The sequence below is a fragment of the Bittarella massiliensis (ex Durand et al. 2017) genome (assembly GCF_017566145.1).
Lineage (GTDB): Bacteria > Bacillota > Clostridia > Oscillospirales > Ruminococcaceae > Bittarella > Bittarella massiliensis_A.
The window spans coordinates 404,514-429,711 of record NZ_JABFCL010000002.1 but is presented as its reverse complement, the minus strand read 5'-3'; the positions used below and the strand labels follow the sequence as shown (position 1 = coordinate 429,711).

24 protein-coding genes are annotated in these 25,198 nt (G+C 59.1%); 13 read left to right on the top strand and 11 right to left on the bottom strand.

What is annotated here, in order from left to right; all coding sequences use genetic code 11:
* Positions 1-303: 303 nt before the first annotated feature.
* From HJY11_RS04325 to HJY11_RS04315, 3 genes are read right to left on the bottom strand one after another with little or no spacing between them, the layout of a single operon-like run.
* Positions 304-633 (bottom strand): helix-turn-helix transcriptional regulator, encoded by a 330-nt coding sequence (locus HJY11_RS04325; protein WP_368041536.1) that lies wholly within the window; start codon positions 631-633, stop codon positions 304-306.
* A gap of 4 nt (positions 634-637) precedes the next feature.
* Positions 638-2,245, bottom strand: a complete 1,608-nt coding sequence (locus HJY11_RS15630) for a helix-turn-helix transcriptional regulator (protein ID WP_208074756.1) — start codon at positions 2,243-2,245, stop codon at positions 638-640.
* Between the two features lie 32 nt (positions 2,246-2,277).
* Entirely contained in the window at positions 2,278-3,498 is a 1,221-nt protein-coding gene (locus tag HJY11_RS04315) for an extracellular solute-binding protein (RefSeq protein WP_208074755.1), read from the bottom strand.
* Positions 3,499-3,869: 371 nt separating this feature from the next.
* Between HJY11_RS04315 and HJY11_RS04310 the strand changes: the two genes are divergently transcribed.
* The 10 genes from HJY11_RS04310 to HJY11_RS04265 all read left to right on the top strand — a co-directional run bounded on the left by HJY11_RS04310 (position 3,870) and on the right by HJY11_RS04265 (position 9,683).
* A complete protein-coding gene (locus HJY11_RS04310; protein ID WP_208074754.1) occupies positions 3,870-4,010 on the top strand; it encodes a hypothetical protein in 141 nt (46 codons plus the stop codon).
* Positions 4,007-4,366 (top strand): hypothetical protein, encoded by a 360-nt coding sequence (locus HJY11_RS04305; RefSeq protein ID WP_208074753.1) that lies wholly within the window; start codon positions 4,007-4,009, stop codon positions 4,364-4,366. Before HJY11_RS04310 ends, HJY11_RS04305 begins: the two co-directional genes overlap by 4 nt.
* Positions 4,367-4,401: 35 nt before the next feature.
* Positions 4,402-4,893 (top strand): zinc ribbon domain-containing protein, encoded by a 492-nt coding sequence (locus HJY11_RS04300; protein ID WP_208074752.1) that lies wholly within the window; start codon positions 4,402-4,404, stop codon positions 4,891-4,893.
* Positions 4,894-4,910: 17 nt separating this feature from the next.
* Complete coding sequence (locus HJY11_RS04295) at positions 4,911-5,300, top strand: hypothetical protein (protein ID WP_208074751.1); 390 nt, start codon at positions 4,911-4,913, stop codon at positions 5,298-5,300.
* A 58-nt stretch (positions 5,301-5,358) separates the two neighbouring features.
* Positions 5,359-5,805, top strand: coding sequence for an LptM family lipoprotein (locus HJY11_RS04290; RefSeq protein WP_208074750.1), 447 nt, complete (start codon positions 5,359-5,361; stop codon positions 5,803-5,805).
* Positions 5,806-5,848: 43 nt separating this feature from the next.
* Positions 5,849-6,190 carry a zinc ribbon domain-containing protein gene (locus tag HJY11_RS04285; RefSeq protein ID WP_208074749.1) on the top strand — a complete coding sequence of 114 codons (342 nt, stop codon included), beginning with the start codon at positions 5,849-5,851 and terminating at the stop codon, positions 6,188-6,190.
* 18 nt (positions 6,191-6,208) lie between these two features.
* The gene (locus HJY11_RS04280) at positions 6,209-6,967 is read left to right on the top strand and encodes a zinc ribbon domain-containing protein (RefSeq protein ID WP_243764196.1); all 759 of its coding nucleotides are present in this window, start codon (positions 6,209-6,211) and stop codon (positions 6,965-6,967) included.
* A gap of 144 nt (positions 6,968-7,111) precedes the next feature.
* The gene (locus HJY11_RS04275) at positions 7,112-8,446 is read left to right on the top strand and encodes a zinc ribbon domain-containing protein (protein ID WP_208074747.1); all 1,335 of its coding nucleotides are present in this window, start codon (positions 7,112-7,114) and stop codon (positions 8,444-8,446) included.
* Positions 8,447-8,461: 15 nt separating this feature from the next.
* Positions 8,462-9,040 carry a zinc ribbon domain-containing protein gene (locus HJY11_RS04270; RefSeq protein ID WP_208074746.1) on the top strand — a complete coding sequence of 193 codons (579 nt, stop codon included), beginning with the start codon at positions 8,462-8,464 and terminating at the stop codon, positions 9,038-9,040.
* 67 nt (positions 9,041-9,107) lie between these two features.
* Positions 9,108-9,683, top strand: coding sequence for a zinc ribbon domain-containing protein (locus HJY11_RS04265; RefSeq protein WP_208074745.1), 576 nt, complete (start codon positions 9,108-9,110; stop codon positions 9,681-9,683).
* A 112-nt stretch (positions 9,684-9,795) separates the two neighbouring features.
* Here the strand turns inward: HJY11_RS04265 and HJY11_RS04260 are convergent, their stop codons facing one another.
* Complete coding sequence (locus HJY11_RS04260) at positions 9,796-10,794, bottom strand: GGGtGRT protein (protein WP_208074744.1); 999 nt, start codon at positions 10,792-10,794, stop codon at positions 9,796-9,798.
* 30 nt (positions 10,795-10,824) lie between these two features.
* Positions 10,825-11,517, bottom strand: a complete 693-nt coding sequence (locus HJY11_RS04255) for an iron-sulfur cluster assembly scaffold protein (protein ID WP_208074743.1) — start codon at positions 11,515-11,517, stop codon at positions 10,825-10,827.
* A 274-nt stretch (positions 11,518-11,791) separates the two neighbouring features.
* Here HJY11_RS04255 and secA point away from each other — a divergent pair, with 274 nt between their 5' ends.
* From secA to HJY11_RS04240, 3 genes are all read left to right on the top strand, one after another.
* Positions 11,792-14,527, top strand: a complete 2,736-nt coding sequence (secA, locus tag HJY11_RS04250; protein ID WP_208074742.1) for a preprotein translocase subunit SecA — start codon at positions 11,792-11,794, stop codon at positions 14,525-14,527.
* A 215-nt stretch (positions 14,528-14,742) separates the two neighbouring features.
* Positions 14,743-17,337 carry a heavy metal translocating P-type ATPase gene (locus HJY11_RS04245; protein ID WP_208074741.1) on the top strand — a complete coding sequence of 865 codons (2,595 nt, stop codon included), beginning with the start codon at positions 14,743-14,745 and terminating at the stop codon, positions 17,335-17,337.
* 4 nt (positions 17,338-17,341) lie between these two features.
* Positions 17,342-17,605 (top strand): metal-sensing transcriptional repressor, encoded by a 264-nt coding sequence (locus tag HJY11_RS04240; protein ID WP_208074740.1) that lies wholly within the window; start codon positions 17,342-17,344, stop codon positions 17,603-17,605.
* 71 nt (positions 17,606-17,676) lie between these two features.
* Here HJY11_RS04240 and HJY11_RS04235 read toward each other — a convergent pair whose 3' ends face one another.
* The 6 genes from HJY11_RS04235 to HJY11_RS04210 all read right to left on the bottom strand — a co-directional run bounded on the left by HJY11_RS04235 (position 17,677) and on the right by HJY11_RS04210 (position 25,197).
* Entirely contained in the window at positions 17,677-18,348 is a 672-nt protein-coding gene (locus tag HJY11_RS04235; protein ID WP_208074739.1) for a hypothetical protein, read from the bottom strand.
* An 11-nt stretch (positions 18,349-18,359) separates the two neighbouring features.
* Positions 18,360-19,181 carry an ATP-binding cassette domain-containing protein gene (locus tag HJY11_RS04230; protein ID WP_208074738.1) on the bottom strand — a complete coding sequence of 274 codons (822 nt, stop codon included), beginning with the start codon at positions 19,179-19,181 and terminating at the stop codon, positions 18,360-18,362.
* A gap of 9 nt (positions 19,182-19,190) precedes the next feature.
* On the bottom strand, positions 19,191-20,363 hold the full coding sequence (locus HJY11_RS04225) for a hypothetical protein (RefSeq protein WP_208074737.1): 1,173 nt from the start codon (positions 20,361-20,363) through the stop codon (positions 19,191-19,193).
* A gap of 16 nt (positions 20,364-20,379) precedes the next feature.
* The gene (locus tag HJY11_RS04220) at positions 20,380-22,299 is read right to left on the bottom strand and encodes a hypothetical protein (protein WP_208074736.1); all 1,920 of its coding nucleotides are present in this window, start codon (positions 22,297-22,299) and stop codon (positions 20,380-20,382) included.
* Positions 22,300-23,065: 766 nt separating this feature from the next.
* Positions 23,066-24,403: an amidohydrolase family protein gene (locus HJY11_RS04215; protein WP_208074735.1), complete on the bottom strand. Its 1,338-nt coding sequence runs from the start codon at positions 24,401-24,403 to the stop codon at positions 23,066-23,068.
* A 101-nt stretch (positions 24,404-24,504) separates the two neighbouring features.
* Entirely contained in the window at positions 24,505-25,197 is a 693-nt protein-coding gene (locus HJY11_RS04210) for an L-2-amino-thiazoline-4-carboxylic acid hydrolase (protein WP_208074734.1), read from the bottom strand.
* Position 25,198: the final 1 nt, after the last annotated feature.

Here is a 25,198-nt window from a genome sequence, read left to right as displayed (position 1 = left end):
CCTCGATTTTGCCCAAAAGGCAAAACCATCAGATGGCACGGTAACAACTTTTCGCTGCTTCTCACCTTAGCTCCTGCTTCCGTGAGACGAGTAGTCGCCATCGTGTCCCCATCTGATTTTCGAGGTGTAAACACCTCGATTTTGCCCAAAAGGCAAAACCATCAGATGGCACGGTAACAACTTTTCGCCAGTGTCCTCTCAGCCCGTTTGCGGACTCCCGGACGATTCTCTTTTTCTTTTCAAAGTCTATCACAGCCCCAGAATGATTGCAACCCTGACCGCAAAGAAGAAAACGTCTTCCTTTCAACCGTGCGGCCCCTCTTTCTCCTTTTCCAGAAATGCCCGCAGTTGGAGCAGGTCTTCCACCCCCATCTCCAGCACTCGGTTGAGGACGCGCTGGCGAAGCAACTCCACCCTCCTCCCTGCCCCTTCGCCCTCCATAATCCATTCGGCAGGGTAACCGTAAAGGGACTCGATCAGCTTGGCCAGGGTGAGGGATACCTTCTGCTTCTTGCCGTTGACCAGCAGGGAGATATAGTTGGCGCTCACCCCCAACTGTTCTGCCAACTCCACCTGCTTTAGGCCCTGTTCCCGCAGCACTGTTCGCATCCGCTCTGACAGATTTGTCTTCACAAAATCACCCCTTCCCGATCATGTCCAATTCCCGCATCATGTCGAGGTAGACCAGCAGTTCCTTTCGGGTGGACACATTGAGTTTGGCAAATATTCGCCGGTTGTGGGTCTTGATGGTGTTGATAGACAGGTGCAACTCCTCCGCGATCTCCTGGGCATGATACCCTTCAATATACAGGTCAAAGACCTTGCGCTCAGCCTTAGAGAGAGTCTTTACATTCCCCAAAAACTGTTCGAAGAGGGGTGGCATCTCGCCGGTTATGCGGCCGGCGGCCACCTCTTGACCCCGCGCTTCCTCCTGCTGGGCCAAAAATTCCATTAAGTCGTTGATCTCCACATAGGGGGTGGGGGCCGTCACCCCATAGTCCCTGCTCTTGATGCGATTGAGCGCCTCTGTCACTGGTCGGAGGTACCGTCGGCTGATAAAGATAGAGGACACAAAGCTAAGCCCAAACAGCAGCAGCACGATCAGCAGTAGATAGCTGCTGTTCCCTTTGACTGCTCGCGCCAATACCGTCTGCGGCAACATCACCGCCAGCGCCCACTTTTGCTCCCCGTAGGGGGAGTCGTCAGGGTAGAGCTTTAACTCGCTGTGCAACCCCCCAAACCTGTCGCTGCCGTCGGTGTAGCAGAAGAACCCCTCCCTCTCCAAAGCCATGGAGAGAGGCCTTTCCATCCGCATGCTAGTGAGGTAGTAGTTGCCAGCAATCATCCCCCGCTCAATATGAAACACCCCATCTTCCACCGGGGCGATGGCGGCAAAGGCCTGGGTGTACGCATCGCTGTTGGGGCTGTAATCCAGCTTGAACAGGCGATCACTCATCTCAAACCCACAGACGCCAAAGACCGTTCCGTCCTCGCTGCGCAGAGGGACACACAACAAAATCCCCGACCCGCTGTTGCCCTTGAGACTCACCCGACCACTCCATCGGTAGAGGCGGGAAAGGGGTGTTTCCGGCTGTTCACGGGCCTGATTCATCACCTCTTTAAAGCAGTCTACCTCTGACAAGTCGAACTCCATCCGCCACTGGCCAAGCAACTCCACCCCGTTTTCCCGTGCAATCTCTGCAGGGCCTCTCAGATAGTGGAGCTTAGAACCCACCGCATCCACTGCACTGGGTTGGGTCTTGATCAAAAACAGTCCCGCCCGAGAACTCTCCGCTCCCTCCAGAGCGGGGTTGACAGTGGCGTCCAACAGGAGAAATACGCCGCTACAGCGGGCCTGTCCGATCATCCCCTTCATCGTCTGCACTTGGGCGGCCAGAAGGGGTTCCAGTTGCTGCGGCTGACTCTGCAAGTCTCCAGCAGCCATTCCCGCCCGCCTCCAGAAGCTGTCGGCGTTGGCCGAGAGCTGCTCTGAAAGGGCGATGCCCTGCACCGATAACCTGCCCAAATCGGCTGACAACTCGTTGTCGAGGTGGGAGAGTTCTCCCCCCACAAAGTGGTATGCTGCCTCCCGTCCGCTGCCGTTGATGCCGAAAGCCAACAACAGGACGGCAAACAGCACCACCAGAAAACCCGACATCCCGGTGCAGAAGGCAAACAGTCTCCGCTGAAGGGGCGTTCCCGCCCTCTTGGGGCTGTGGCCCTCCTGCCGCTTCCTTTTTGCCACCCTGTCTTCCCCCTCTCCCCCGGAATTTCCCATCAGTCCTTCAGTTGTGCCAACGCCTCCTCCACCGTGGGCGCAGTGCCGCTCCGGGCGGACTCTCCCTGCCGGCGCAGCAGGGCCTTGAAGTCCCTCTCGTAGTCTTTTCCCAGTTCATCAAAACCGGCAAAGGTGGGTGCAGTAAAAAAACGGTACTCTTCGTACATCCCCGTCACCGCCGCCAACATCTTCTTGACGCGGCCATCCTCCACCTCGTCGATCTGCCGGGCCATGTCGGTCTCAAAGGCCTGTTTGGTTACCGGCAGGTAGCCGGTTGAGGCGATGAAGCGCATATTCTGCCGGGGGGCGGTGAGCCACTTGACAAACGTTGCGGCGGCGTATTCCCGGCGCGTTTCGCTCTTTGCTACCATCAGTCCGCCGCCACGCTGAATAGCGGCTTTCTCTCCCCCCGCAAACACTGGGAAGGGGAGGATACTATACTCCACCTGCTCCACCCGATTGTCCGGGTAGGTGATGGTGTCGCCATAGAAGAGAATGCCTGCAGATGAGCCGGTTGAGCAGACCAGGTCCCCCGTCTTTGACAGGTCGGAAGAATAGCCGTCGTAGAGGGCGATCCCCCCCTCCACCGCCGGCACCCAGAGGGTCTCAAAGATGTGGCGGTATTTCTCGCTCTCCAGATCCAGCGATTCCCCTTCCAGAAGGCTGTCCCCCAGCTGCACCATCCCCACCTGGGCTAGGTTGAACCAGGAGTCGGCAGTGAAAAAGGCCTTGCCGTCCCCCGGCGTGTCGGGAGTCTGTGCGTCTGTCCACCGGTAGTATTTCTGAGACAGCTCTGCAATCCCCTCAAAGGTTGCCAACTTCTCCTGAGATGCGCCAGTGGCCTGGGCAAACCGATCAAAGAGGGTTTGATTTAGGTAGAGTATCTCGGTGGACTTGGCCAGGGGAAATACGTAAAGCCCTCCGTCCTCTAACTTCCCCTCCTCAATAAAGGCGGGGAGATAGTTCTCCAACTCCTCTTGGGTGAAATACTCCTGCAGGTCTACCAGTGCCCCCTTCTCTTGAAAGCGAATGGCCACCTTGGGGTAAACGGTGCAAATGTCCGGCATCGCCGGTGCTCCTGGATCACTGTTGGCGATCATCTCCAGGCTCTCATTGAGCTCGGCACTGGAGGAGATGGCCGTCACATTAATGACGATTCCCTGCTCTTTTCCCTCTGTGCTGTTGAACTCATCGATCAAGGCGTCCATGGTTTTTTGCATTTCCCCTCCGTAATTGTGCCACATGGTGAGGGTAACTGGATCTTTGGGGGAGGGGCGGTCACGGTCGCTGCACCCACAGAAAAGCCCCAAGACTATGCCCAGTGCGCACACCCAAGCCATTGCCGATCTCTTCATCTCGTTGTCCTCCTTTATCTATCACACAGTCAAAATGCCGTATAACGGGATGTTTTTTTGAAAAATCACCCCTAGGATGATTACAGCCCCTCTCATTTCCCGTACAATGGGGCTGTAAACAGTGGGAGCTTCCCCGTCGTTCACCGATAGGCTTTTTGATATTGTAGCCTATTTCATATAACTAAGTCAATTGTCATTTGGCGATTGAACAGAAGCCGGAAGGAGGCGATGAGGTCATGTCAGAGGAGACGGCAGACGCGCTGCGCCAGGAGATCGCCCAAGCCCTAACGAGGATGGACGCCCAACAGCTGCAGCAGTTTCTAAACTTTCTCACTGCCCTCGAGGGGAGCAGAGAAGAAGGGGAACCAAAACCATGAGCGCCGCCTTCACCCAGCGATACACCGTTCACCACAGCGCTGGCGGCTACCAATTTACCTTTTTCTGCGACCTCTGCAACCACTCCTTCAACACTGTCGGGGTCTCTGCACCCACTTTAGAGGAAGCCCTGGCCCTGGGACAGGTGGAGGCCAGACAGCATTTCAACATGTGCCACCGCTGTGGACGATGGATCTGCGATGAACACTACAACGAGGACGATATGCAGTGCACCGCATGCACGCCCCGACAAGGGCCGCCGCCGGCTGCTGCCCCCGCTGAAAAGATCTGTCCACACTGCGGTGGCGGCAACAAAGCGGGCAACCGCTTCTGCCAGAGGTGCGGAAAAACGATTTGAATCCACATTGAGAATTGAGAAAGGGGATATTCGAAATGGCGAACGATCTGTTTGGAGGGCTCAGCGGTGCGCTGGGCGGACTGGTCGGCGGGCTGGCCAACAGCGGGCTGGTGCCCAAGGACACCCCGGAAGGGAAACTCCTGGCGGCGCAGGGCGAACTGTCCGGGCTGCAAAAACAGGAGGCAGAAATTTTGACGGAAATCGGTCGACAGGCCTATGCACAGGATCCAGATGCCTGGCCCCAGTCCGACAAGTTGAAGCTGATCCAGAGCAACATCGACTCTGTTCAGGCGCAACTGGACGCCGCCAAAAAGGAGCAGCAGGCAAAGGAACAGGCCGAAAAAGAGGAGAAGGCCGCCTGCACCTGCCCGGCCTGCGGACATGAAAACCCAGAGGGCGTGAAGTTCTGCCAGGAGTGCGGCGCCAAGCTGGGCGGTTCTGCGAAAAAACACTGCGTCTCCTGTGGGGTGGAACTCACCCCCGGCACCCGCTTCTGCGGCGAGTGCGGCGCAAGACAACCGGAGTGACCAAGGAGGACATCGCCGTGAAAAAGCCCTTTGCCCTGTTGTTGGCGGCCACACTGCTATTTTCCCTCACCGCCTGCGGTGAGAAAGAGCCTGGCAAATCCCAGCAGGGTGGTGATGCGGGCAGCAAAACAGCCGGATGGCCCACAGAGGGATACGGCTCACTCATTCCTGAACCGGATTGGGATTGTGAGATCGCACGGGACGACCCATATAGCTTTATTGTCACATTTGAAAATGTGAGCCTTGAGGACCGGCGAGTTTATACGAAGAAATTGGTGGAAGCGGGTTTCGACGTCAACCCCTCCGAGAGAGGAGAAGGAGACGTATGGAGCTGGGTTGCGGGGAACGATGACAGCGGGATGAAGGTGTGCGTTGAGGTCAAAAGGATACTGGTTGAGCCATCTTAGGCGAGACGCGCAAAACCACATTTTTTCAAAATTTGGATTTCAGGAGAAGGAGAGCGCCATGAAAAAGATTGCAGCGATGTTGCTTGCGGTTGCGGTGATGATCGCCCTCGCTGCCTGCGGCGACAAAGGTGATCCCGCCCCCTCCGGCAATGCCCCCAGCAGCCAGGCGTCGGCGGGGAACAGCCAGCAGAGCGCGGAAAAAAGCCCGTCGGCCCCTGCGGGGGCCCCCTCTCAAGGGGGCGGGTGGAGCGACGCGAAATACACCCCCTACACCGGCGGTGTGCCGGAGCCAGCGTTTGATTACACCATCACCGGGGTGATCGGCAACATGGGGCTCTCCTTCAAGGGCGATGCCTCTGAAGACGAGATCGGCGCCTGGAGACAAGCGCTGCTGGACGGCGGATTTGAAGAGAACTCTGTAGCCGGCGATACATGGACGGTATTCAACGACACACACTCCATCGCGCACAGCGGCGGCGGGTATTTCAACATCCAGGCCAAATAACCGCGCCTTTTGTTTGTCAACCGGATCACAAGGAGGCAACGCCATGGCCAGCTACAAACAAACCTGCATCCACTGCGGCACCCTCATCGATCGGGATGTCCGCTTCTGCCCCACCTGCGGCAGCCAGAGCCCCTTTGGCTACCTCTGCCCCAGTTGCCTGCGCCCTATCGCGCCGGGCCAGCCCCTCTGCGCCGGCTGCGGACGCCCCCTCTATGTCAGCTGTCCTCACTGTGGCGAGCCCACCTTTGTGGGGGAACGGTGCGACCGGTGTGGACAGAGCCTCATGGTTCGCTGTGAAAACAAGCGCTGCGGCGCCCTGCAGTTCTTTCAAAACCAGCGCTGCACCGTCTGCGGCAAAAAATGCAAAGCCAAACTCGGCAAGTAGAAAAGAGGTTGATCATTGATGCTCAAATCCTTCACCCGCAACTACCAGGACAACTCCACCGAAGCCGGCTTTCAGTTCACCTTTTACTGCGACATCTGCAGCGACGGCTTCAAGAGCAGCTTCATCGAGTCCACCACCTATAAAAAGAGAAAGGGGACCAAGATGATCGGCCAGGGGGTGAGCCTGATCGGCAACCTCATCGGCGGCAAGGCCCGCTCCTTCGCCTACAGCGCCGAGCGGGGCAGCAACATCCTCTCCGAGCGGTTTGAGGACCGCAGCCCCGAGTGGCAGAAGGAGCACGAGCAGGCCTTTGAACAGGCTCAAAACGAGGCCCAGCAGCACTTTCACCGCTGCCACAGTTGCCACCAGTACGTCTGCGACGCCTGCTTCAACGAGGACGAGGGGCTCTGCACCAACTGCGCCCCTCGCCAAGAGATCTACGTGGCCAAGGCCCGAGCTGAGGCCATGCGCCGCAACATCGATGCAGCAGGGCAGAGCGCCACCGTCTGGCAGGGGGAGATTGAGAGCAAAACCACCATCTGCCCCGTCTGCGGCAAACCAGCCGGCAACGGCAAGTTCTGCAACAACTGCGGCGCGTCGATGGACCTGAAGGTTTGTCCGGCCTGCGGAGCCAAAAATGCCCTCACCGTTAAATTCTGCAACAACTGCGGCGCATCCCTAATCGCCTCTGCCGCCAGCCCGGGCCTCTGCCCGTCCTGCGGAGCGCAAAATCCGCCAGGGACCAAGTTCTGTGGCGAGTGCGGCGGCAAGCTCTAAACCCCTGTTCGCCCCAAAGGAGGTGACCCACCTGTGACCCAGCATTCTCCTTCCTCCACCTCCCAGACAACCGAACGGTCTTCTCCACCCGCCTTTTCGGCATTCTTGCAGTTGCCTCACCAGTCCGGAGAGGGGCGGGTTCTGGTGGGAAAGGACGCCCTGGTACTGGACAGCCTCTTTTTCCAGTGCGCCCTTCCCTACGAGGAGATTCTCTCCTTCTCCCCTCTGGCGGGCGGCTTGGAAATCCAAGTGGCCGCTGGAGCGCACACCCTCGCCCGGATGGGCCAGTCTGCCCAGTGGCTTTACCAAGCTCTTTGGAACGCCTATAACCGCCGGGTGTTGCAGGCCCTGGGAGTTGAGGGAGGCCCCCTGTTTGAAACCGAGGGTCACTATGCATATGGCGAGGGAGCGAACCAGTGCCGAGGCAGGGCCAAAATCCAACTCTTTTCCGACTGTCTCTGCCTGCTCCCGCCCAGCCGAGAGGGACGGCGCATCCCCCTTCGCTTCCTCTGCGAGTGCAAGCGGGAGACCCACACCATTGTGTTTGTCCTACAGACCGGTGAGCGCTATGCGCTGCTGGGCTTGGGGCGGGACATGGATCCTCTGGAGCGTCAGCTGGCCGACTGCCTCTGTGCCCTGCGGGAGGAGAGTGCCACCCAAGCGGGCGAGATTGAACCCAGCCTCAGCCCCGCTCAGCGGGTGCTGGCGGCCCAGCTGTTGCCCAAGGGGGTAAGCGCCCCCCTGAAGAAGGTGGCCGCCGTTCTCCCCTCTCTGGCCAAGGCGGTAGAACAACTCCTCTCCACGGGAAAGATGGCCGAGACCTATCCTCTGCTGTGCGAACTCTGCGGGAGCCAGCAGGAATGGGTGGGTATCCTCCCGGCACCCCCGGTCGAAACAAATCCTCTGGCAGCCAGCCTGCCTGCCCCCCCGGAACTGCCCCAGCTGATACGCTTTTCCCCCTCCCCCATCGACGACGCCCCGGCGGGGGAAGAAGGGGAACCATCCTCCTGCCCCTGGATCCTCTGGTCGATTTTTCCCTCCCCCAATCGCACTCTGGCCGTGGTGGAGTTCGCCATCCCCGGCGAGGACACCGCCACCTACCTCTTTCACACCGGAGGCAACTGGAAGTCCTTTCTCCCCCTTCTGGCCCGGGGATTGGAGGCAGCCGGCCTGCGGCGAGAGATATTCTCCCTCTCGAACGAGGAACTAAGTGCCTCTCCAAATGAACTGAGCCGGATGGCCGTCCAGCGCACCCCTCCTCTAGAGGAGCTGCGCCATCGATTCGCCGGCCGGGTCATCCACCGCACCCCAGCCAGCTGGCGGTGCCAGCTAGAAAGGCTGTTCGCGGCCTCCCCGGAGATACGGGAGACCCGACAACCCACTAATTCGGTCCCTGCGCACCGTTTTTGTGGCCGCTGCGGCGCCCCCCTCGCCCAGGGCCGGCTCTTCTGTGGCCACTGCGGTGAAAAGCTGACATAAAAGGAGGAATGTCCCATGACGTTTTGCACCACTTGCGGCAAAGAGGTCCCGCCGGGCATGCGGTTTTGCACCGCCTGCGGCACTCCCGTCGCTACTGCTGAGTCCCCCCCAGCCGCCGAACAGCCGGCGATCGCCCCCAACCCTGCGACGCCCCCAGTGACTGCACCGGCAATGCCCCCTCCCCCGCCGGTACAGACCGCCGCTCCACCGCCGGTACAGCAGCCAGTGGCTGCTCCGGTCCCACAGCCGCCCGCAGCACAGGTCTTTCCCTCGCCGGCCCCCCACCCCGCGCTGGCGGACCAAGCCCCGCCCAGGGGAAGCCGCTACGCGGTGATGAGCACCGGCAGCTACTTCGGCACCATCCTCCTCTTTGCCCTGCCGGTCATTGGATGGATCCTCTGCATCATCTTCGCCTGTGGCGGCACCAAGAACCTCAACAAGCGAAATCTTGCCCGAGCCAACTTGATCTTTTTCCTCATTGCCCTAATCCTCTCGGTGATCCTCTTCTTTGTCTTTCGAGCACTGGGAGGCTGGTTTATGGACTCCCTGCAGCAGTACTACTATTACGATATGAGCGGTGGTCTTGGCTGGTAGCCGAGCCCCTCTCCACACCGGCCGCGGCAGTTCTGCCCGGCCTGCCCATCCAAAGGAGGATTTACGTATGTCTTTTTGCGGAAAATGCGGCACACAGGTGCCAGACAACACCCAATTCTGCCCCAGTTGCGGCGCCACGATTGCCTCTGATGGCCAGCAAGCCCCCCAGCAGGCGGCTTCCACTGCCCCACCTCCAACCATCCCGCCCCAGGCTCCCCCGGCCCAACCCTACACGGCGCCGGGGCACCCCCCCTATCAACCGGCGGCTCCTGCTCCGGTCTCCGAGGCACAGGACATTGCCAACAACAAGTTTATGGCGGTGCTGGCCTACCTGGGCATCCTGGTGCTCATCCCCTGGTTTGCCGCCCCCCAATCCAAGTTTGCCCGCTTCCACGCCAAGCAGGGGATCACCCTGGCCCTGGCAGAGGTGGCCTACATGATTGTCAGCTTTTTGCTGGGACTGATCAAGACCACCCACTATTTCGCTTATGTGCCCTACCGGGCCACCCCCTGGTACATCACCCTGCTGATCTTCCTTCTGGGTATCCCCCTCTCAATCTTGGCCATCATCGGTATTGTCAACGCGGTCAAAGGCCGTTTCAAAGAGCTGCCCATCATCGGCAAGATCAAAATCGTCAAATAGCCAGCCATCCCCCAGTCGACGGATACGGCCATCACCCTTCCCCGTACAACCCGCAAAAAGGCCCCCGGCTTTTACCAGCCGGGGGCCTTTTTAATGATATGAACTCTCTCGCTTAGTTGTTGTGCTCTTCCACGGCAACCGCGCAGGCAACGGTGGCGCCGACCATGGGGTTGTTGCCCATGCCGATCAGACCCATCATCTCCACGTGCGCCGGCACAGAGGAGGAACCGGCGAACTGGGCGTCGCCGTGCATCCGGCCCAGGGAGTCGGTCAGGCCGTAAGAGGCCGGGCCGGCGGCCACGTTGTCCGGGTGCAGGGTGCGGCCGGTGCCGCCGCCGGAGGCGACGGAGAAGTACTTCTTGCCGTTCTCGATGGCCCACTTCTTGTAGGTGCCGGCCACCAGGTGCTGGAAGCGGGCGGGGTTGGTGGAGTTGCCGGTGATGGAGACGTCGACCTTCTCCGATTTCATGATGGCAACGCCCTCGAGGACATCGTTGGCGCCGTAGACGCGAACGGCGGCCCGCTCGCCCTCGGAGTAGGGGATCTCCCGCACGACCTTCAGATCGCCGGTCTTAAAGTCGTACTCGGTCTCCACATAGGTGAAGCCGTTGATGCGGGAGATGATGTAGGCGGCGTCTTTGCCCAGCCCGTTGAGGATGACCCGCAGGGGTTTCTTGCGGGCCTTGTTGGCGGTGCGGGCAATGCCGATGGCGCCCTCGGCCGCGGCGAAGGACTCGTGCCCAGCCAGGAAGCAGAAGCAGTCGGTCTCCTCTCTCAGCAGCATGGCGCCCAGGTTGCCGTGGCCCTGGCCCACATCCCGCTGCTCGGCGACCGAGCCGGGGATGCAAAACGCCTGCAGGCCAACGCCGATGGCCTCGGCGGCCTCGGCGGCTTTTTTGATGCCCTTCTTGATGGCGATGGCGGTGCCCAGGGTATAGGCCCACACGGCGTTGTCAAAGGCGATGGGCTGCACGCCCTTTACGATCTCGCCCACGTCGATGCCCTTGCTCTTGCAGAGCTCGTCGGCCTCCTCCAGGGTCTTGAAGCCGTACTCGGCCAGGCAGGCGTCGATCTTCGCCATTCTTCTCTCTTTACCTTCAAATTGTGCCATATTCGCAAACCTCCTTCTGTCCGTATTCCCTTACTCTTCGCGGGGGTCGATGTACTTGGCCGCGCCGTCGTAGCGCCCGTAGGTGCCGACGTTTTTCTCGAAAGCCTCTTTGGGGTCTGCTCCACGGCGAATATCTTCCATCATCTTGCCCAGGCGGCAGAACTTGTAGCCGATGACCTCATCGTTTTCGTCCAGGGCGGTGGAGAGGACGTAGCCCTCGGCCATCTCCAGGTAGCGAACGCCCTTGGCGGCGGTGGAGTACATGGTGCCCACCTGGCTGCGCAGGCCCTTGCCCAGGTCTTCCAGCCCGGCGCCCACCGGCAGCCCGTCCTCCGAGAAGGCAGTCTGGGTGCGGCCGTAGACGATCTGCAGGAACAGCTCTCTCATGGCCACGTTGATGGCGTCGCACACCAGGTCGGTGTTGAGCGCCTCGAGGATGGTCTTGCCGGGCAGGATCTCGGCGGCCATGGCGGCGGAGTGGGTCATGCCCGAGCAGCCGATGGTCTCCACCAGAGCCTCCTGAATGATCCCCTCTTTCACGTTGAGGGTCAGCTTGCAGGTGCCCTGCTGGGGGGCGCACCAGCCCACGCCGTGGGTCAGGCCGGAGATGTCGGGGATCTGGTAGGCCTTTACCCACTTGCCCTCCTCGGGAATGGGAGCGGGACCGTGGTGCGGGCCCTTGGCCACGACGCACATTTTCTCGACTTCATGAGAATAGTTCATATCAAAACTCCTTTCGGTTTTTTGGGGACAGAAACCGCAGATGGAGCTGCGCCCTGCGCGCAGTCCAATCTACAATACATTATAGTATGCCTGTCCCGGTTTCGCAAGGGCGTGTCAAAAAATTCACAACAGGCCGCTCCCCTCCCGCCCCCTTTTCTGGTCCGCCGCGTTGACTTTGCCGGCGCGGCCCTTTATAATATAGGTTGGTTTATTGTTTAATGTTGAATTGTGAAGCGGCCCGCCACGTCTGGGCTGTATCTTTTGAGGTGATGAAATGGGATTAAAGGATTTGCTGTTTGGCTCTTACAGCAAAAAAGAGCTCAAGCGCATTGACCCCATCGCGCAGCAGGTCTACGCGCTGGAGGACGAGTACAGAAAAAAGACCGATGAAGAACTGCGCCAGACCACCGTCGCGCTGAAGGAGCGGCTGGCCCAGGGCGCCACCCTGGACGACATCCTCCCCGACGCCTTCGCCGCCTGCCGCGAGGCGGGCGACCGGGTGCTGGGGATGCGCCATTTCCCGGTGCAGGTGGTGGGCGGCATCGTCCTGCACCAGGGCCGCATCGCCGAGATGAAGACCGGCGAGGGCAAAACCCTGGTGGCCACCCTCCCCGCCTACCTCAACGCCCTCTCGGGCAAGGGGGTGCACATCGTCACCGTCAACGACTACCTGGCCAAGCGCGACAGCGAGTGGATGGGCAAAATTTACCGCTTCCTCGGGCTCTCGGTGGGGCTGATCGTCAACGGGATGGACAACGAGGCCCGCCGCCGGGCCTACAACTGCGACATCACCTACGGCACCAACAACGAACTGGGCTTTGACTACCTGCGCGACAACATGGTCATCTACAAAGAGAACAAGGTGCAGCGTGGCTTCAACTTCGCCATCGTCGACGAGGTGGACTCCATCCTCATCGACGAGGCCCGCACCCCCCTCATCATCTCCGGCCAGGGCGACAAGTCCACCGACCTCTACCAGACCGCCGACAAGTTCGCCCGCACCCTCAAGGTCACCAAGGTGGCCGAGCTCAACGCCAAGGAGGACAACGACGAGCTGGAGGGCGACTACATCGTCGACGAGAAGGCCAAGACCGCCACCCTCACCAAGGCCGGCATCAAAAAGGCCGAGGCCTATTTCGGCCTTGCAAACCTCAACGACGCCGACAACATGACCATCGCCCACCACATCAACCAGGCCATCCGCGCCCACGGCATCATGGTGCGGGACGTGGACTACGTGGTGAAAGACGGCGAGGTCATCATCGTCGACGAGTTCACCGGCCGTCTGATGATCGGCCGCCGCTTCAACGAGGGGCTGCACCAGGCCATCGAGGCCAAAGAGGGCGTCAAGGTGATGCGGGAGTCCAAGACCCTGGCCACCATCACCTTCCAGAACTTCTTCCGCCTCTACCAAAAGCTCTCGGGCATGACCGGTACCGCCATGACCGAGCAAAACGAGTTCAACGAAATTTACAAGCTGGATGTCATCGAAATTCCCACCAACAAGCCCAATGTCCGCAAGGACCACGACGACCAGGTCTACAAGACCGAACAGGCCAAATTCAATGCCGTCATCGACCAGGTGGTGGAGAGCCACGCCAAGGGCCAACCGGTGCTGGTGGGCACCATCTCCATCGAAAAGTCGGAGCTCCTCAGCAAAATGCTCAAACACCGGGGAGTTCCCCACCAGGTCCTCAACGCCAAGTACCACGAAAAAGAGGCCCAGATCGTGGCCCAGGCCGGCAAGAAGGGCGCCGTCACCATCGCCACCAACATGGCCGGCCGCGGCACCGACATCATCCTCGGCGGCAATGCCGAGATGATGGCCAAGGACGAGATGCGCAAAAAGGGCTACTACGAGGAGTTGCTGGTGGAGGCCACCGGCTATTCCGACACCGACGACGAAGAGATCATCGAGTGCCGCAAGACCTTTGCCGAACTGGAGCAGAAGTACAAAGAGCAGATCGCCGCCGAGGCCGAAGAGGTCAAGGCCGCTGGCGGGCTCTTCATCATCGGCACCGAGCGCCACGAGTCCCGCCGCATCGACAACCAGCTGCGGGGCCGCGCCGGCCGCCAGGGCGACCCGGGCGAGACCATCTTCTACATGTCGCTGGAAGACGACCTGATGCGCCTCTTCGGCGGCGAGCGGGTCCAGGCGCTGATGAACTCCCTCGGCCTCGAGGAAGATCAGCCCATCGAGACCAAGATGTTGACCAACGCCATCGAGAGCGCCCAGCGCAAGGTGGAGGGGCGCAACTTCGGCATCCGCAAAAACGTCCTCCAGTACGACGACGTGATGAACAAGCAGCGCGAGATCATCTATGCCCAGCGGGACAAGGTCCTCAACGGCGAGGACCTCAAGCAGTACATCCTCACCATGCTCGAGGAGGGGATCAAGGACGTGGTCTCCACCTACCTGGCCGCCGACAGCGACCCGGCCGACTGGAACCTCAAAGGCCTCAAAGACCACTACCTGGGCTGGATCACCGGGGAGGGCGACCTGGACTACACCTCCGAGGAGTTGGCAAACCTGTCTCCCGAAGACGTCGCCGCCCAGCTCATCGAAAAGGCCAAGAACCTCTACTTCGAGAAGGAAGAGAAGTACGGCTCCCCCATCATGCGGGAATTGGAGCGGGTGGTCCTGCTGCGGGTGGTGGACACCAAGTGGATGGACCACATCGACGCCATGGACGAGTTGAAAAAGGGCATCTACCTGCGCTCCTACGCCCAGAAAGACCCGGTGGTGGAGTACAAGATCGAGGGCTTTGACATGTTCGACGCCATGATTGAATCCATCAAGGAGGACACCGTCAAGATGCTCCTCACCGTACAGATCAAGACCCAGGAGGAGCCCAAGCGCGAGGCGGTAATGAAGCCCGCCACCAACCAGTCCGGCGACGGCTCGGCCGCCAAGGAGCCGGTGCGCAAAAAGAAGGTGGGCCGCAACGATCCCTGTCCCTGCGGCAGCGGCAAAAAGTACAAAAAGTGCTGCGGCCGGTTTGAAAACTAGTTCCCTACACTGACAAAACGGGTCAGCCCCTTCCGGGCGGGCCCGTTTTTTTGCACCCGCACCGCATAGCAGCGCCCCAAACAGCCGAACCTCTCAGGGGAAAAGCGCAGAACAAACTACACCAAATCGGTTGACATTGGTCCGGCGAAGGTGTATGCTGGATTTGAAAACAGACACCCCCCCGGGGGTGGGGTATGATAGAAAGGAAGGCTGCCATGAAACAGAAATTCGACGTCACCGGCATGACCTGCTCGGCCTGCTCGGCCCATGTGGAGAAAAGCGTCGCCAAGGTGGAGGGGGTCTCCGCGGTGGCGGTCAACCTGCTGGCCAACAGCATGGTGGTGGAGTACGACGAAAAACAGATCGGCCCTGACACCATCTCCAAGGCGGTGGCCGACGCCGGTTACGGCGCCTTCCCCGCCGCGGGCAGCGGCCGCTCTGCCAAGGCCGCCGGCAAGTCGGCGGTGGACCGGGCGCAGGAGGAGATGCGCGCCATGAAGCGCCGGCTCATCGTCTCCTTTGCCTTTATGATCCCCCTCTTCTACCTCTCCATGGGCCACATGATGGGCTGGCCCCTGCCGGGCATCTTTCTGGGCAATGAAAACGCCATCACCTTTGCCTTTACCCAGCTGCTGCTCTCCCTGCCCATCGTCTGGGTCAACCAGCACTACTTCACAAACGGCTTCAAGACCCTCTTTCGCCGCTCCCCCAACATGGACTCCCTGATCGCCATCGGCTCGACAGCAGCCATCGTCTACGGCATCTTCGCCATCTACAAGATCGGCTGGGGGCTGGGCCACGGCGACACCCACCTGGTGCACCAGTACTCCATGGACCTCTACTTTGAGACCTCGGGGATGATCCTGGCCCTCATCACCCTGGGCAAGTTCCTCGAGGCCCGCTCCAAGGGGAAGACCAGCCAGGCCATCACCAAACTGATGGACCTGGCCCCCAAGACCGCCCTGGTCATCCGCGACGGGGTGGAGATGGAGATCCCGGTGGAGGAGGTGCTCATCGGCGACCTGATCGCCGTCAAGCCCGGCGCTTCCATCCCGGTGGACGGGGTGGTGGAGTCCGGCGCCACCGCCGTGGACGAGAGCGCCCTCACCGGCGAGTCGATCCCGGTGGAAAAGGGCCCTGGCGACAAGGTGACCGGCGCCTCGGTCAACAAGACCGGCGCCTTTACCTTCCGCGCCACCAAGGTGGGCGACGACACCGCCCTGGCCCAGATCATCCACCTGGTGGAGGAGGCCAGCGCCTCCAAGGCCCCTATCTCCAAGCTGGCCGACAAGGTCAGCGGGGTCTTTGTGCCGGTGGTCATCGGCATCGCCCTGCTGGCCACTGCCGTCTGGCTGCTCACCGGCCACACCTTTGAATACGCCATGTCCATCGGCATCGCCGTGCTGGTCATCTCCTGCCCCTGCGCCCTGGGGTTGGCCACCCCCACCGCCATCATGGTGGGCACCGGCAAAGGGGCGGAAAACGGCATCCTCATCAAGTCGGCCGAGGCGCTGGAGACCGCCCACTCCATCGACACGGTGGTGCTGGACAAGACCGGCACCGTCACCGAGGGCAAACCCCAGGTGACCGACATCCTCCCCGCCGCCGGCGTCTCCGAGAGGGAGTTGCTGCAGTTGGCCGCCTCGATGGAAAAGCCCTCGGAGCACCCGCTGGCTGACGCCATCGTGCAGCGGGCCGCCGAGGAGGAGCTGGAGCTCATCCCCGCCGAGCGGTTTGAAGCGGTCTCCGGCCGGGGGCTGCGGGCCACCCTGGGGGGCGAGGGCTGCCTGGCGGGCAACCGGGCGATGATGGCCGAGGCCGGCGTGGACGACAGCGCCCTGGCCGAGGCCGGCGAGGCCCTGGCCGAAGACGGCAAGACCCCCCTCTACTTTGCCAAAGCGGGCAAACTGCTGGGGGCCATCGCCGTGGCCGACGTCATCAAACCCACCAGCGCCGCCGCCGTCTCCGAACTGCGGCAGATGGGGGTGGAGGTGGTGATGCTCACCGGGGACAACCGCAAGACCGCCGCCGCCATGGGGCGGCAGGTGGGGGTATCCCAGGTGATCGCCGAGGTGTTGCCCCAGGACAAGGAGGCCCAGGTGCGCACCCTGCAGGAGCAGGGGCGGAAGGTGGCCATGGTGGGCGACGGCATCAACGACGCCCCCGCCCTGGCCCGGGCCGACGTGGGGGTCGCCATCGGCGCCGGCACCGATGTGGCCATCGAATCGGCCGACATCGTGCTGATGCGCAGCGACCTGCTGGACGTGGTGGGGGCCATTCAGCTCTCCAAAGCCACCCTGAAAAACATCAAGGAGAACCTCTTCTGGGCGCTGATCTACAACTCCATCGGCATCCCCCTGGCGGCGGGGCTCTTCATCCCCCTGCTGGGGTGGAAGCTCAACCCCATGTTCGGCGCCTTCGCCATGAGCCTCTCCTCGGTCTGCGTGGTGACCAACGCCCTGCGGCTGCGGTTCTTTAAGCCCAAATACCACGGCGACGTGCAGCCCGCCACCCCCACCGCGAAAGCCCTGCCGGTCCAGCCGGCGGCTGACGATAAAACCCCTGAAACGACCACAAACATGAGACAGACAGGAGGAAACACCGTGAAAAAAGAGATGTTGGTAGAGGGAATGAGCTGCGGACACTGCTCCGCCCGGGTGGAAAAGGCCCTGAACGCCATCGACGGGGTCACCGCCACCGTCGACCTGGACAAAAAGACCGCCTTCATTGAACTGGCCAAAGAGGTGCCCGACAGCGCCCTGAAGGCCGCCGTGGAGGACGCCGGCTACGAAGTCGTCGAAATCCGCTAGGGCGATGAAGGCCGACAAAACGTCCGTCACCCGGCTGCTGAAAACCGCCCGCGGCCAGCTGGACGGGATTCTCAGGATGGTGGAGGAAGACCGGTACTGCCTGGACGTCTCCAACCAGATTCTGGCCACCGAGTCCATCCTCAAAAAGGTCAACCGGGAGATCGTCCACGCCCACATGCGCAGCTGCGTCAAAGGCGCGGTGGGCGGTCCCGACGCCGAGGAAAAGGTGGAGGAGCTGCTGGCCCTCTTTGACAAGCTGGCGAAGTAGAAAAAAGACATGGGTCTACAAATAGACCCATGTCTTTTTTCTCTCAAGTGCCTGCAAGGGCAAGACGCTCTCTACACCTCCTTTAGATAAAACCGGTTCTCCACGTAGCCAACGGCGAGGAGTCCTCCCCCCAATATCCAGATTTGCACGACCCGGCCAATCAACTGTGGCTCCTCCCATAAGAGCCGGTCAAAGAGAAAGATGGAAAACAGATTTCCCTGCCCATTGTACATGTAAAAGAGAACCAGAACGTAGACGATCGCCCCCAACAAGCCGACCAGGTGGGAGTGAAAAATACAAGCTGCGGCGTAGGAAAGGCCCGCCATAAACAGGCACTGGCCCAGCGTGCGAATGCACTCGTAAAAGAGCACTTCCGGTTGACTGAATAAAAGTGTCAATATCAGGTACATGACAGCCACTGCCAGACTGTGGAGGACGGCATATTTGACAACCGTGTGCAGTGCCGTCACCTTCGGCCCGTGCAGCACCTTCAGTATCTCCCTGGTGTCGTCTGAAAAATACATCTGCAGCGCACTGACTGGCCAGACCACCGACAGCAGCGGGACAATTCCCTCTACCATGCTTGCCACCTGTTTATAGGCCATTCCCACATCAAAGTTGGTCTGCAGGGAAAACCAGGCAGCAGCGGGAAAAACAATCCATAAAATAAAAATTGGAAAGAAGAAGACCTTGCCCATTGAGCGTATCTCCAACTTTGTTTTTAAAAAGAGGCGGCTGGGCATTTTCATTCCCCCTAAAAGCCTTTGATCATACACATATACCCATCCTCCAGGGTAGGCGTTACCGGTGCAAAGCCATCGTGCGCCTCCGCACTGAGCACTCGGATATACTCTACGTTGTTTTTCTCCATATTTTTCTCCACGTATACACCTGGTATCTCCTGGTGGGTATTGACCGTTTCAAACACCTTTCCCTCCGCCTGATTGCGGATGTTCCATTCCTCTTCATTGGCCAGGATCGTTCCCTCTCTCAAAATGACAATGCGGTCACAGCTGCCCACCACATCGTCGACAATGTGGGTGGAAATCAGGATGGTCATCTCGCGCTCTCGATTGAGTTCATACACCAGGTTTTTAAAACGCATTCGCTCCTCAGGATCCAGTCCGGCTGTGGGTTCGTCAAAGATGAGTACGGAAGGGCGACCTAAGATGGCCTGGGCCACCCCCAATCTCCGCCTCATCCCTCCGCTGAGGGCTCCCGTCTTTTCCCGGCGCTTATCCTCCAGATTGGTGACCCGCAGACAGCGATCAATCTCTTGGCCCATCTGGTCCCTGGAGATTTTCTTCAGACAGCAAAAATACTGCAACATCTCCTCTACTGTAAGGGCTTTAAAAAAACCCAAACTCTGCGGGAGATACCCCACCTTTCTCTGCCCGTCCGCAAAGAGAATCTTCCCCGCAAACTCATACATCCCCGTAATGCAGCGAATCAGGGTTGTCTTCCCCGCTCCGTTGGGGCCAAGCAGGGCGTATGTGCCCTGCCCCAACTGCAGATTGATCTGATCCAAAGCCTTTAACTTTCCAAAGGAAAAGCTCACATTTTCTACTGTCAGCATGGCGGCCTCCTATTTGGACGGATCGTCCAGCACAACGTCGTAGCTCTTTCCATTCTCCAGGGTGATTCGCACCGCGTCAAAGCGGGGTAAAAGCTGCTTGGTGTCCTCCGCTCCCTCTGCCTTAAAGAGAAAGCGCATATAGACATCTAGATTTTCTTTTTGAAATAGATATGGCATTTCTGTCTCTGTAAACGGAATTTCATCCGTCTCATAAGCATCTTCCCTCGCCCCATGCTCCTTTACAATAATTCGCGGGACAATATCCTGTGCTAGCGGCCGATCATAAATTGGCTCAATGCTAGATATAGAGACATTTGTTGCGCTGCTCTTTTGGATGTCAAATCGGACATTGACTTCATAAACAGGTTCCCCATAATACGCTTCACCCTGATCCACTGATACCTTTGCCCCCGAAAATAGGGTGGCTGGTTTTTCTACCTTTGTCTGCAAACTCTTGGCTGGCATCTCGCGGTTGGAAAAAAGCTTTTCAATTCCTGGGATTGTATAAGTGGTTTGATAAAAAGGGCCGACTGTCACTGTTGCCTTCGTCTCCCCCTCCTCGATAAGCCGTTCATAGGTTCCCGGCTCTGGGAACAGGCCAACCACACATCCCGACAGCATCCCGCTCTTCTGATTGGCCGGTACGGTGTACAAAATGGGAGTAAATTTCTCTTCCCCCACCTGTACGGTGATCCCCTCGATCGGATAGCTGGGCAGCGGCAGCCCTCCCTGACCGTCCTCACCCTGCCGCATGGGACCGGCAAGCGCGGCAAAGTCAATTGGCAGCAGAATATTGACCGAGAAGGGGCTTCCCTTCGCCTCGCTCGTAAAGTGCAGGTAATAGTTCTTGTCCAGCTCTTCCAGGCCCTCCACCATGGACACTTGATTTTCATTCGTGTTGACAAAGGGCAGCGCACCTCCATCCTGGCAGGAAACCTGGGCCTGTTCTGTCGCATAAAGCGCCCATGGCTGTTCCGCTGGGTCCGTTCCTTTGTGGCTCAAATCTATGTCAAACGACACCTCATCGTCCACCAGCTGCACGCTGTGAGAATAGTTGAGATAGACATAGTCAAAGCGGTTGATGTAGAAGTAGATGATGTCCCTTCCCAAAAACAGGGTAAGCGCCAAAATCACAACAGAAAGCCCGACCCACAACAGTGCTTTTTTCTTTTTTGTCTTCACAGCAAAATCCCCTTCCTCACAACTCGCCTTTCAGATGGGCCATCAAGTCTTCTGCACTGCCTCCCGAGAACAGATGTTGCAGCGTCTTTTCCAAACACTTGTCGTCCTGCGCAAGAAGACTGCACCAGCTTCGGCACAATGTGTCGTAGGCAGACTCCTTTCCGATCGGTTCCTGCGAATAGGTATTTTTAAACTTTGCGTCCTCTGTCAGGTACTGCAAAATCATCTTCCGTATGTCGCTGTCTATTCCTGTGGCCCGGCCCAGCAAGACCTGCAGGGCGATCATCTCTTCCGTCGTCCCTTTTTCGTAGATGGCGTGATCTCTGTATGTGGCAGCGGTAAAGCCCATTGTATTGGCCGCTTGGAAGAGGGGATAGGGGGTTGTAAAATCCCCCTCTGGATGGTACTCTTCCACCAATCTCCCAACCTGTTTTGCAATTCCCTCTGTGCTCACCCGCTCGATTCGATCGGCCAGCGGGGAATACAGATGAACGAGCGGCCCGCTCTGCTCTTTGACGGCAAAGCCCGATAAAATGGATACCCCTGTGCTGCGCCCGCTGTACACCCCCTCCTCCGTTTGCGGAAGATTTAAGTAAGCCGACTTCGGGGAATGAACGGTCACCCGAAAAGGGTACTCTGTCTCTCGCGCCTGCGCTACCAACTCGCCAGAGTAGAAGAGGTTTTGGTAACCCGGAACGGGGTAATACGAAAAATATGCGGGCAAAAACACCGCCTGCTCGTTGGAAAAAAAGTAGGTGCTGTGGCCCTGATAATGAAAAATGAGCTCCCTTGTATTTTTGGAGGGCTGCACTGAAATCGAGTCTGCTTGCTGCATATAGGGCAAGGAGTTGCCGTCTTGATCCGTCACCTCGCTGACCCGGTAGCCGTGGTAAAGGGTAAAGTAGGCAGAGCGCTCCACTCCTTCTATTTTTACTCTGACGACGGCTTTTAGCTCTTTGCCGATTTTTATATCCATATCATAGCCAGTCACAGAAAAATCTGGTTCCTTCTCTCTCTGTAAGACCGTCCCTTTACTGTAATAGTAGAGGTCGTCGTCCACTCCCCAGCAGAGGGGTGAACTGTACGCCGACCCCGGCTTGCGGACAATTCCCCCGGGAAATACCATCTGCACCAACAGCGGTACACAGATGGCCAAAGATACCAGAGAGACAAAAATTTGTGTTCTCCCCCTCCTCTTCTTTGCGCGGACATAAATGCCTACACCAGTCAGCAAGATCCAAAAGAGTATTGTAATCCAGCGAACCCTCTCCTCTGCAAAGCCGTAGAGCGGGTCCGGCGCCCAGTTCAAATTGGGGGGGAAGATAGCAAACAGGTCTGTCACCCGATACAAGTTGACACTGTAAGAAAATGGCGCCACAATTTTAGAGAGCAGTGGAGTAAACAGAAAGATAGAGGCCAACAGCCCCGAATAGCCGCCTACACGAGAACTGCCTAGCGACAAGAACGCCCCCAACAAAATGGCCAGAACACCTGGCAGAAAAAAGTCGAGCAGGTTGACCCTGAGAATATGCCAAATCCAATCGGAATAGTCGATCTGACCGAGCCTATTCCACAACAAATCATAAAACAATGCTGTCGCGCTTACAACGAGCAAACACACTGTTAAAACGAATGCTTTTCCCCCCAACATCCGCCCATAGGCTCCCGCTCGAAAATGGCAGAGCTGTTCAATCTGTGTCTCAACTAACCCCTTAAAAAACAGAAATGACACAAATAGCAACACCACAAAGACAAGCGATGCCATTGGCTCTGTTGCCCGCAACATCCGTGTGGGCTGAATATCAAAATGCCCCTGCCAATCGTAAGTGAATACCTTTAAGCAAACAGCGTGTTCCCAGAGAAGAAGAGCACCCACAGCCAGGGGAAGGTAGATGGACCGCCAAAACAACCTCCACTCCCTCTTGATTAACTCCAATGCGATCGACCTCCCTCAGACTTTACGGAGATAGAAAACACAGGGTGGGGAGAACCCCACCCTGTGAATGGAGGATTCACTAAAAACCCCCTCAGTGTGCCTGAATAAGCATCAAATTTTTAGTAGCTGGTAGTCACTTCTCCATAGGCATAGTCGACCCATCCCTCGAGGAAGGTGATTCGAGTTGCGCAACAAGAAGAGGACCCCTTAGAAGAGGTGTAGCCCGTGACTGCCTGCACCGTTCCATAGGCGCCATACCCCGGCAAACTGGTGTAATGACAAGAGCCGCTATTGCCGCAGTAGTCCAGATAAAAGGCATCCTGTTTGCACAGACTTTGTTGGTCATTGGTCCGGTTGTCCCCTTTGACATAAGCCTGTGAATTTGCAGTTGACGTATAGGGGCTTGTGCTACTGGTTTTGCTGGAGATTGACGCACTTACAATCGACGCTGCAAAGGCATCCCCCAAAAATTATCAACACCAACGTCTCTACGGCAACACAAGCCCGAAACACGTATTTTTTGCATTTACATTTCAAAGCCTCATGTGAAAGCGCTTTCATTAATTCAATAGTATCCTTAAAACTGTGGAAGTTCAATCTATTTTTTGTTCTCTAAAAAATATTGTAACACTGTATAGATATACCATATATTTACTGTCTAAATGCCCAAACACATCAGCAATCATCTGCTCAAAATATCTTTTTTGAAATACGCAAACTAGAAAAGGTCCCAGGCGCATGCCTGGAACCTTTTCTAACGTGCAGTTTAGATCCCCGCCCGGGCGGAGATGTCCACCATCCGCTTCTTTGCCTCGGCGAGGATTTTCTCCTCGTCCAGGGTGAGGATCTGGCGGTCCTTCATCACCAGTTTGCCGTCGATGATGGAGTCGCTCACGTCGCCGGCGGTGACCGCCTCCACCAGGGTGCTGACCAGGTTGTGGGTGGGGAGGATGTGGGGCTGCTCGATGTCGATGAGGATCAAGTCGGCCTTCTTGCCCGCCTCCAGGCTGCCCAGGTCGTCCCCCTGCAGCAGGGCATTGGCGCCGCCCTGGGTGGCCATCTTCACCAATTCCTCCACCCGGATGACCACCGGGTCAAAGATGGGCAGGCCCCAGTAGGCGATGATGCCGTTGCGCATCACCTTCATCTCGTCAAAGAGGCTCAGGCTGGAGGAGCAGGCGCCGTCGCTGCCCATCCCCACTGAGCCGCCGCACTCGAGGATGCGGGGGGTCTTGGGGAAGCCGTGGTTGGAGAGGTTGGCCCGGGGGCAGTGGACGATTTTGACCCCCTTCTCCACCAGCAGGGTGATGTCCCCCTCGGAGAGGACCACGTTGTGGGCGGTGAGGAAGTTCTCCCCCACCATCCCCATTTCGTCCAGAAAGGCGGCGGGGCGCTTCTGGTAGTTTTTCAGGCAGAAGCTGACCTCGTCCTTGTGCTCGCAGAGATGGGCGTGCACCCCGGTGCCCAATTCCTTGGCCCGGGCTGCGGTCTGGCGGATGAGTTCGGGGGAACAGGACATGACCTGCCGCATGGCAAACCAGATGCGCACCCGGTCTTCCCCGGCGCCGTTGTAGTCGGCAAAGAGCTTCTCTGCCTTCTCCATGGCGCTCTGGGTGGTGTCCTTCATGCTGTCGGGGATGACCCCCTCCTGGTCCATGGTGGAGCGGGCGATGGCCGCCCGCATCCCCGACTCCAGCACCGCCTGGACCACCCGGTCCATGTGCACCCCGCCCGAGTCGGCAAAGGAGGTGGTGCCCGACTTGATCATCTCCAGGCAGGCCAGCTGGGCCGACCAGTAGACGTCGTCCGGGGTGAGGTTTGACTCAAAGGGAACCAGGAATCGGGTCCAGATCATGGGGTACTCGTCGGTGGCGCGGGCCCGCAGCAGCTGTTGGCAGGTGTGGGTGTGGGCGTCCACCAGGCCGGGCATGGCCAGCTTCCCCTCGCCGGACACCAGCTGCGCGGCCTGGTATTTGGCCGCCATCTCGGCGGTGGGGCCAATCTCGGCGATTCGCTGGCCCACAATGGCGATGGCGCGGTCGTGCTCCACCTTGTAGTCGGGGGTCAGCAGTTCGGCTCCGGTGATCAGGATGTCGCAGTGCATGAAATTCCTCCTTTTTATCCCCGGGCGGTTCTCCGCCCGGACAGACGGCCTCTCCCCGGTTGGGGCGGGCCGCACTTCCCACAGATGGTCCTCTCTCCCCGCTAGATGGCCTCGAAGTCGGCCCGGGCGGCCTCTTTTACCGCCTCGGCCGCCGGCTGTCCATACCGCCCGGCAAAGGCGGCCAGGGCCCCCTGGCAGATGGCCTCCCTCTCACCCGGCAGCAGCTGGGCAAAGGCGTCCCCCATGGCGCGCAGCAGGTGGGCGGTGTGGTAGAGAAAATCCCGCTGGTTTTTCTCCCCCATGGCCGCCTTCTTGGCCGCAAAGGCCGCGGCGCTCTCCCTGTCGAAGGAGGCGCCGTTCCAGACAAAGTGGCAGCGCTCCGCCCCGGCGGAGAGGGTGCTGTGGATGTCCAACACCAAGTCGGGGTTGAACCCCTCCACCAGGCTTTTGTCCACGTCGAGGCAGTAGAGCTTGCCGTATTCCAGCAGCCCCAGCTCCTGCCAGCAGGCGCACCAGCCGCAGGTGAGGCAGGCGGTGGCGTAGGGGGAAAGGCCCAGCAGCTCCTGCCGGTTTTTGCCCTCTTTATCGGCCCATTCGCCGTAGAGCAGGTAGCTGGTCATGTTCAGGGGCTCCCCGTCCCGCTGGGCACGGCGGGCCATCCGCCGGCCGCGCTGGCGGCCGTACCGGCGCACCCCTTCCCGCACCGCCTCCTCCCCCGCGGCGCCGCAGCGCTGCAGGGCCTCGCGGGCCAAGTAGGCAAACAGGGCGGCGTGATGTTCGATTTGAAAGTCCACA

What these genes read in the sequence shown, in the direction of transcription:
- HJY11_RS04315 (WP_208074755.1), bottom strand. Translation starts at nt 3,498, where the DNA reads ATGCAAAAAACCATGGACGCCTTGATCGATGAGTTCAACAGCACAGAG.
- HJY11_RS04310 (WP_208074754.1), top strand. Translation starts at nt 3,870, where the DNA reads ATGTCAGAGGAGACGGCAGACGCGCTGCGCCAGGAGATCGCCCAAGCC.
- HJY11_RS04305 (WP_208074753.1), top strand. Translation starts at nt 4,007, where the DNA reads ATGAGCGCCGCCTTCACCCAGCGATACACCGTTCACCACAGCGCTGGC.
- HJY11_RS04300 (WP_208074752.1), top strand. Translation starts at nt 4,402, where the DNA reads ATGGCGAACGATCTGTTTGGAGGGCTCAGCGGTGCGCTGGGCGGACTG.
- HJY11_RS04290 (WP_208074750.1), top strand. Translation starts at nt 5,359, where the DNA reads ATGAAAAAGATTGCAGCGATGTTGCTTGCGGTTGCGGTGATGATCGCC.
- HJY11_RS04285 (WP_208074749.1), top strand. Translation starts at nt 5,849, where the DNA reads ATGGCCAGCTACAAACAAACCTGCATCCACTGCGGCACCCTCATCGAT.
- HJY11_RS04280 (WP_243764196.1), top strand. Translation starts at nt 6,209, where the DNA reads ATGCTCAAATCCTTCACCCGCAACTACCAGGACAACTCCACCGAAGCC.
- HJY11_RS04270 (WP_208074746.1), top strand. Translation starts at nt 8,462, where the DNA reads ATGACGTTTTGCACCACTTGCGGCAAAGAGGTCCCGCCGGGCATGCGG.
- HJY11_RS04265 (WP_208074745.1), top strand. Translation starts at nt 9,108, where the DNA reads ATGTCTTTTTGCGGAAAATGCGGCACACAGGTGCCAGACAACACCCAA.
- HJY11_RS04260 (WP_208074744.1), bottom strand. Translation starts at nt 10,794, where the DNA reads ATGGCACAATTTGAAGGTAAAGAGAGAAGAATGGCGAAGATCGACGCC.
- HJY11_RS04255 (WP_208074743.1), bottom strand. Translation starts at nt 11,517, where the DNA reads ATGAACTATTCTCATGAAGTCGAGAAAATGTGCGTCGTGGCCAAGGGC.
- secA (WP_208074742.1), top strand. Translation starts at nt 11,792, where the DNA reads ATGGGATTAAAGGATTTGCTGTTTGGCTCTTACAGCAAAAAAGAGCTC.
- HJY11_RS04245 (WP_208074741.1), top strand. Translation starts at nt 14,743, where the DNA reads ATGAAACAGAAATTCGACGTCACCGGCATGACCTGCTCGGCCTGCTCG.
- HJY11_RS04240 (WP_208074740.1), top strand. Translation starts at nt 17,342, where the DNA reads ATGAAGGCCGACAAAACGTCCGTCACCCGGCTGCTGAAAACCGCCCGC.
- HJY11_RS04235 (WP_208074739.1), bottom strand. Translation starts at nt 18,348, where the DNA reads ATGCCCAGCCGCCTCTTTTTAAAAACAAAGTTGGAGATACGCTCAATG.
- HJY11_RS04230 (WP_208074738.1), bottom strand. Translation starts at nt 19,181, where the DNA reads ATGCTGACAGTAGAAAATGTGAGCTTTTCCTTTGGAAAGTTAAAGGCT.
- HJY11_RS04215 (WP_208074735.1), bottom strand. Translation starts at nt 24,403, where the DNA reads ATGCACTGCGACATCCTGATCACCGGAGCCGAACTGCTGACCCCCGAC.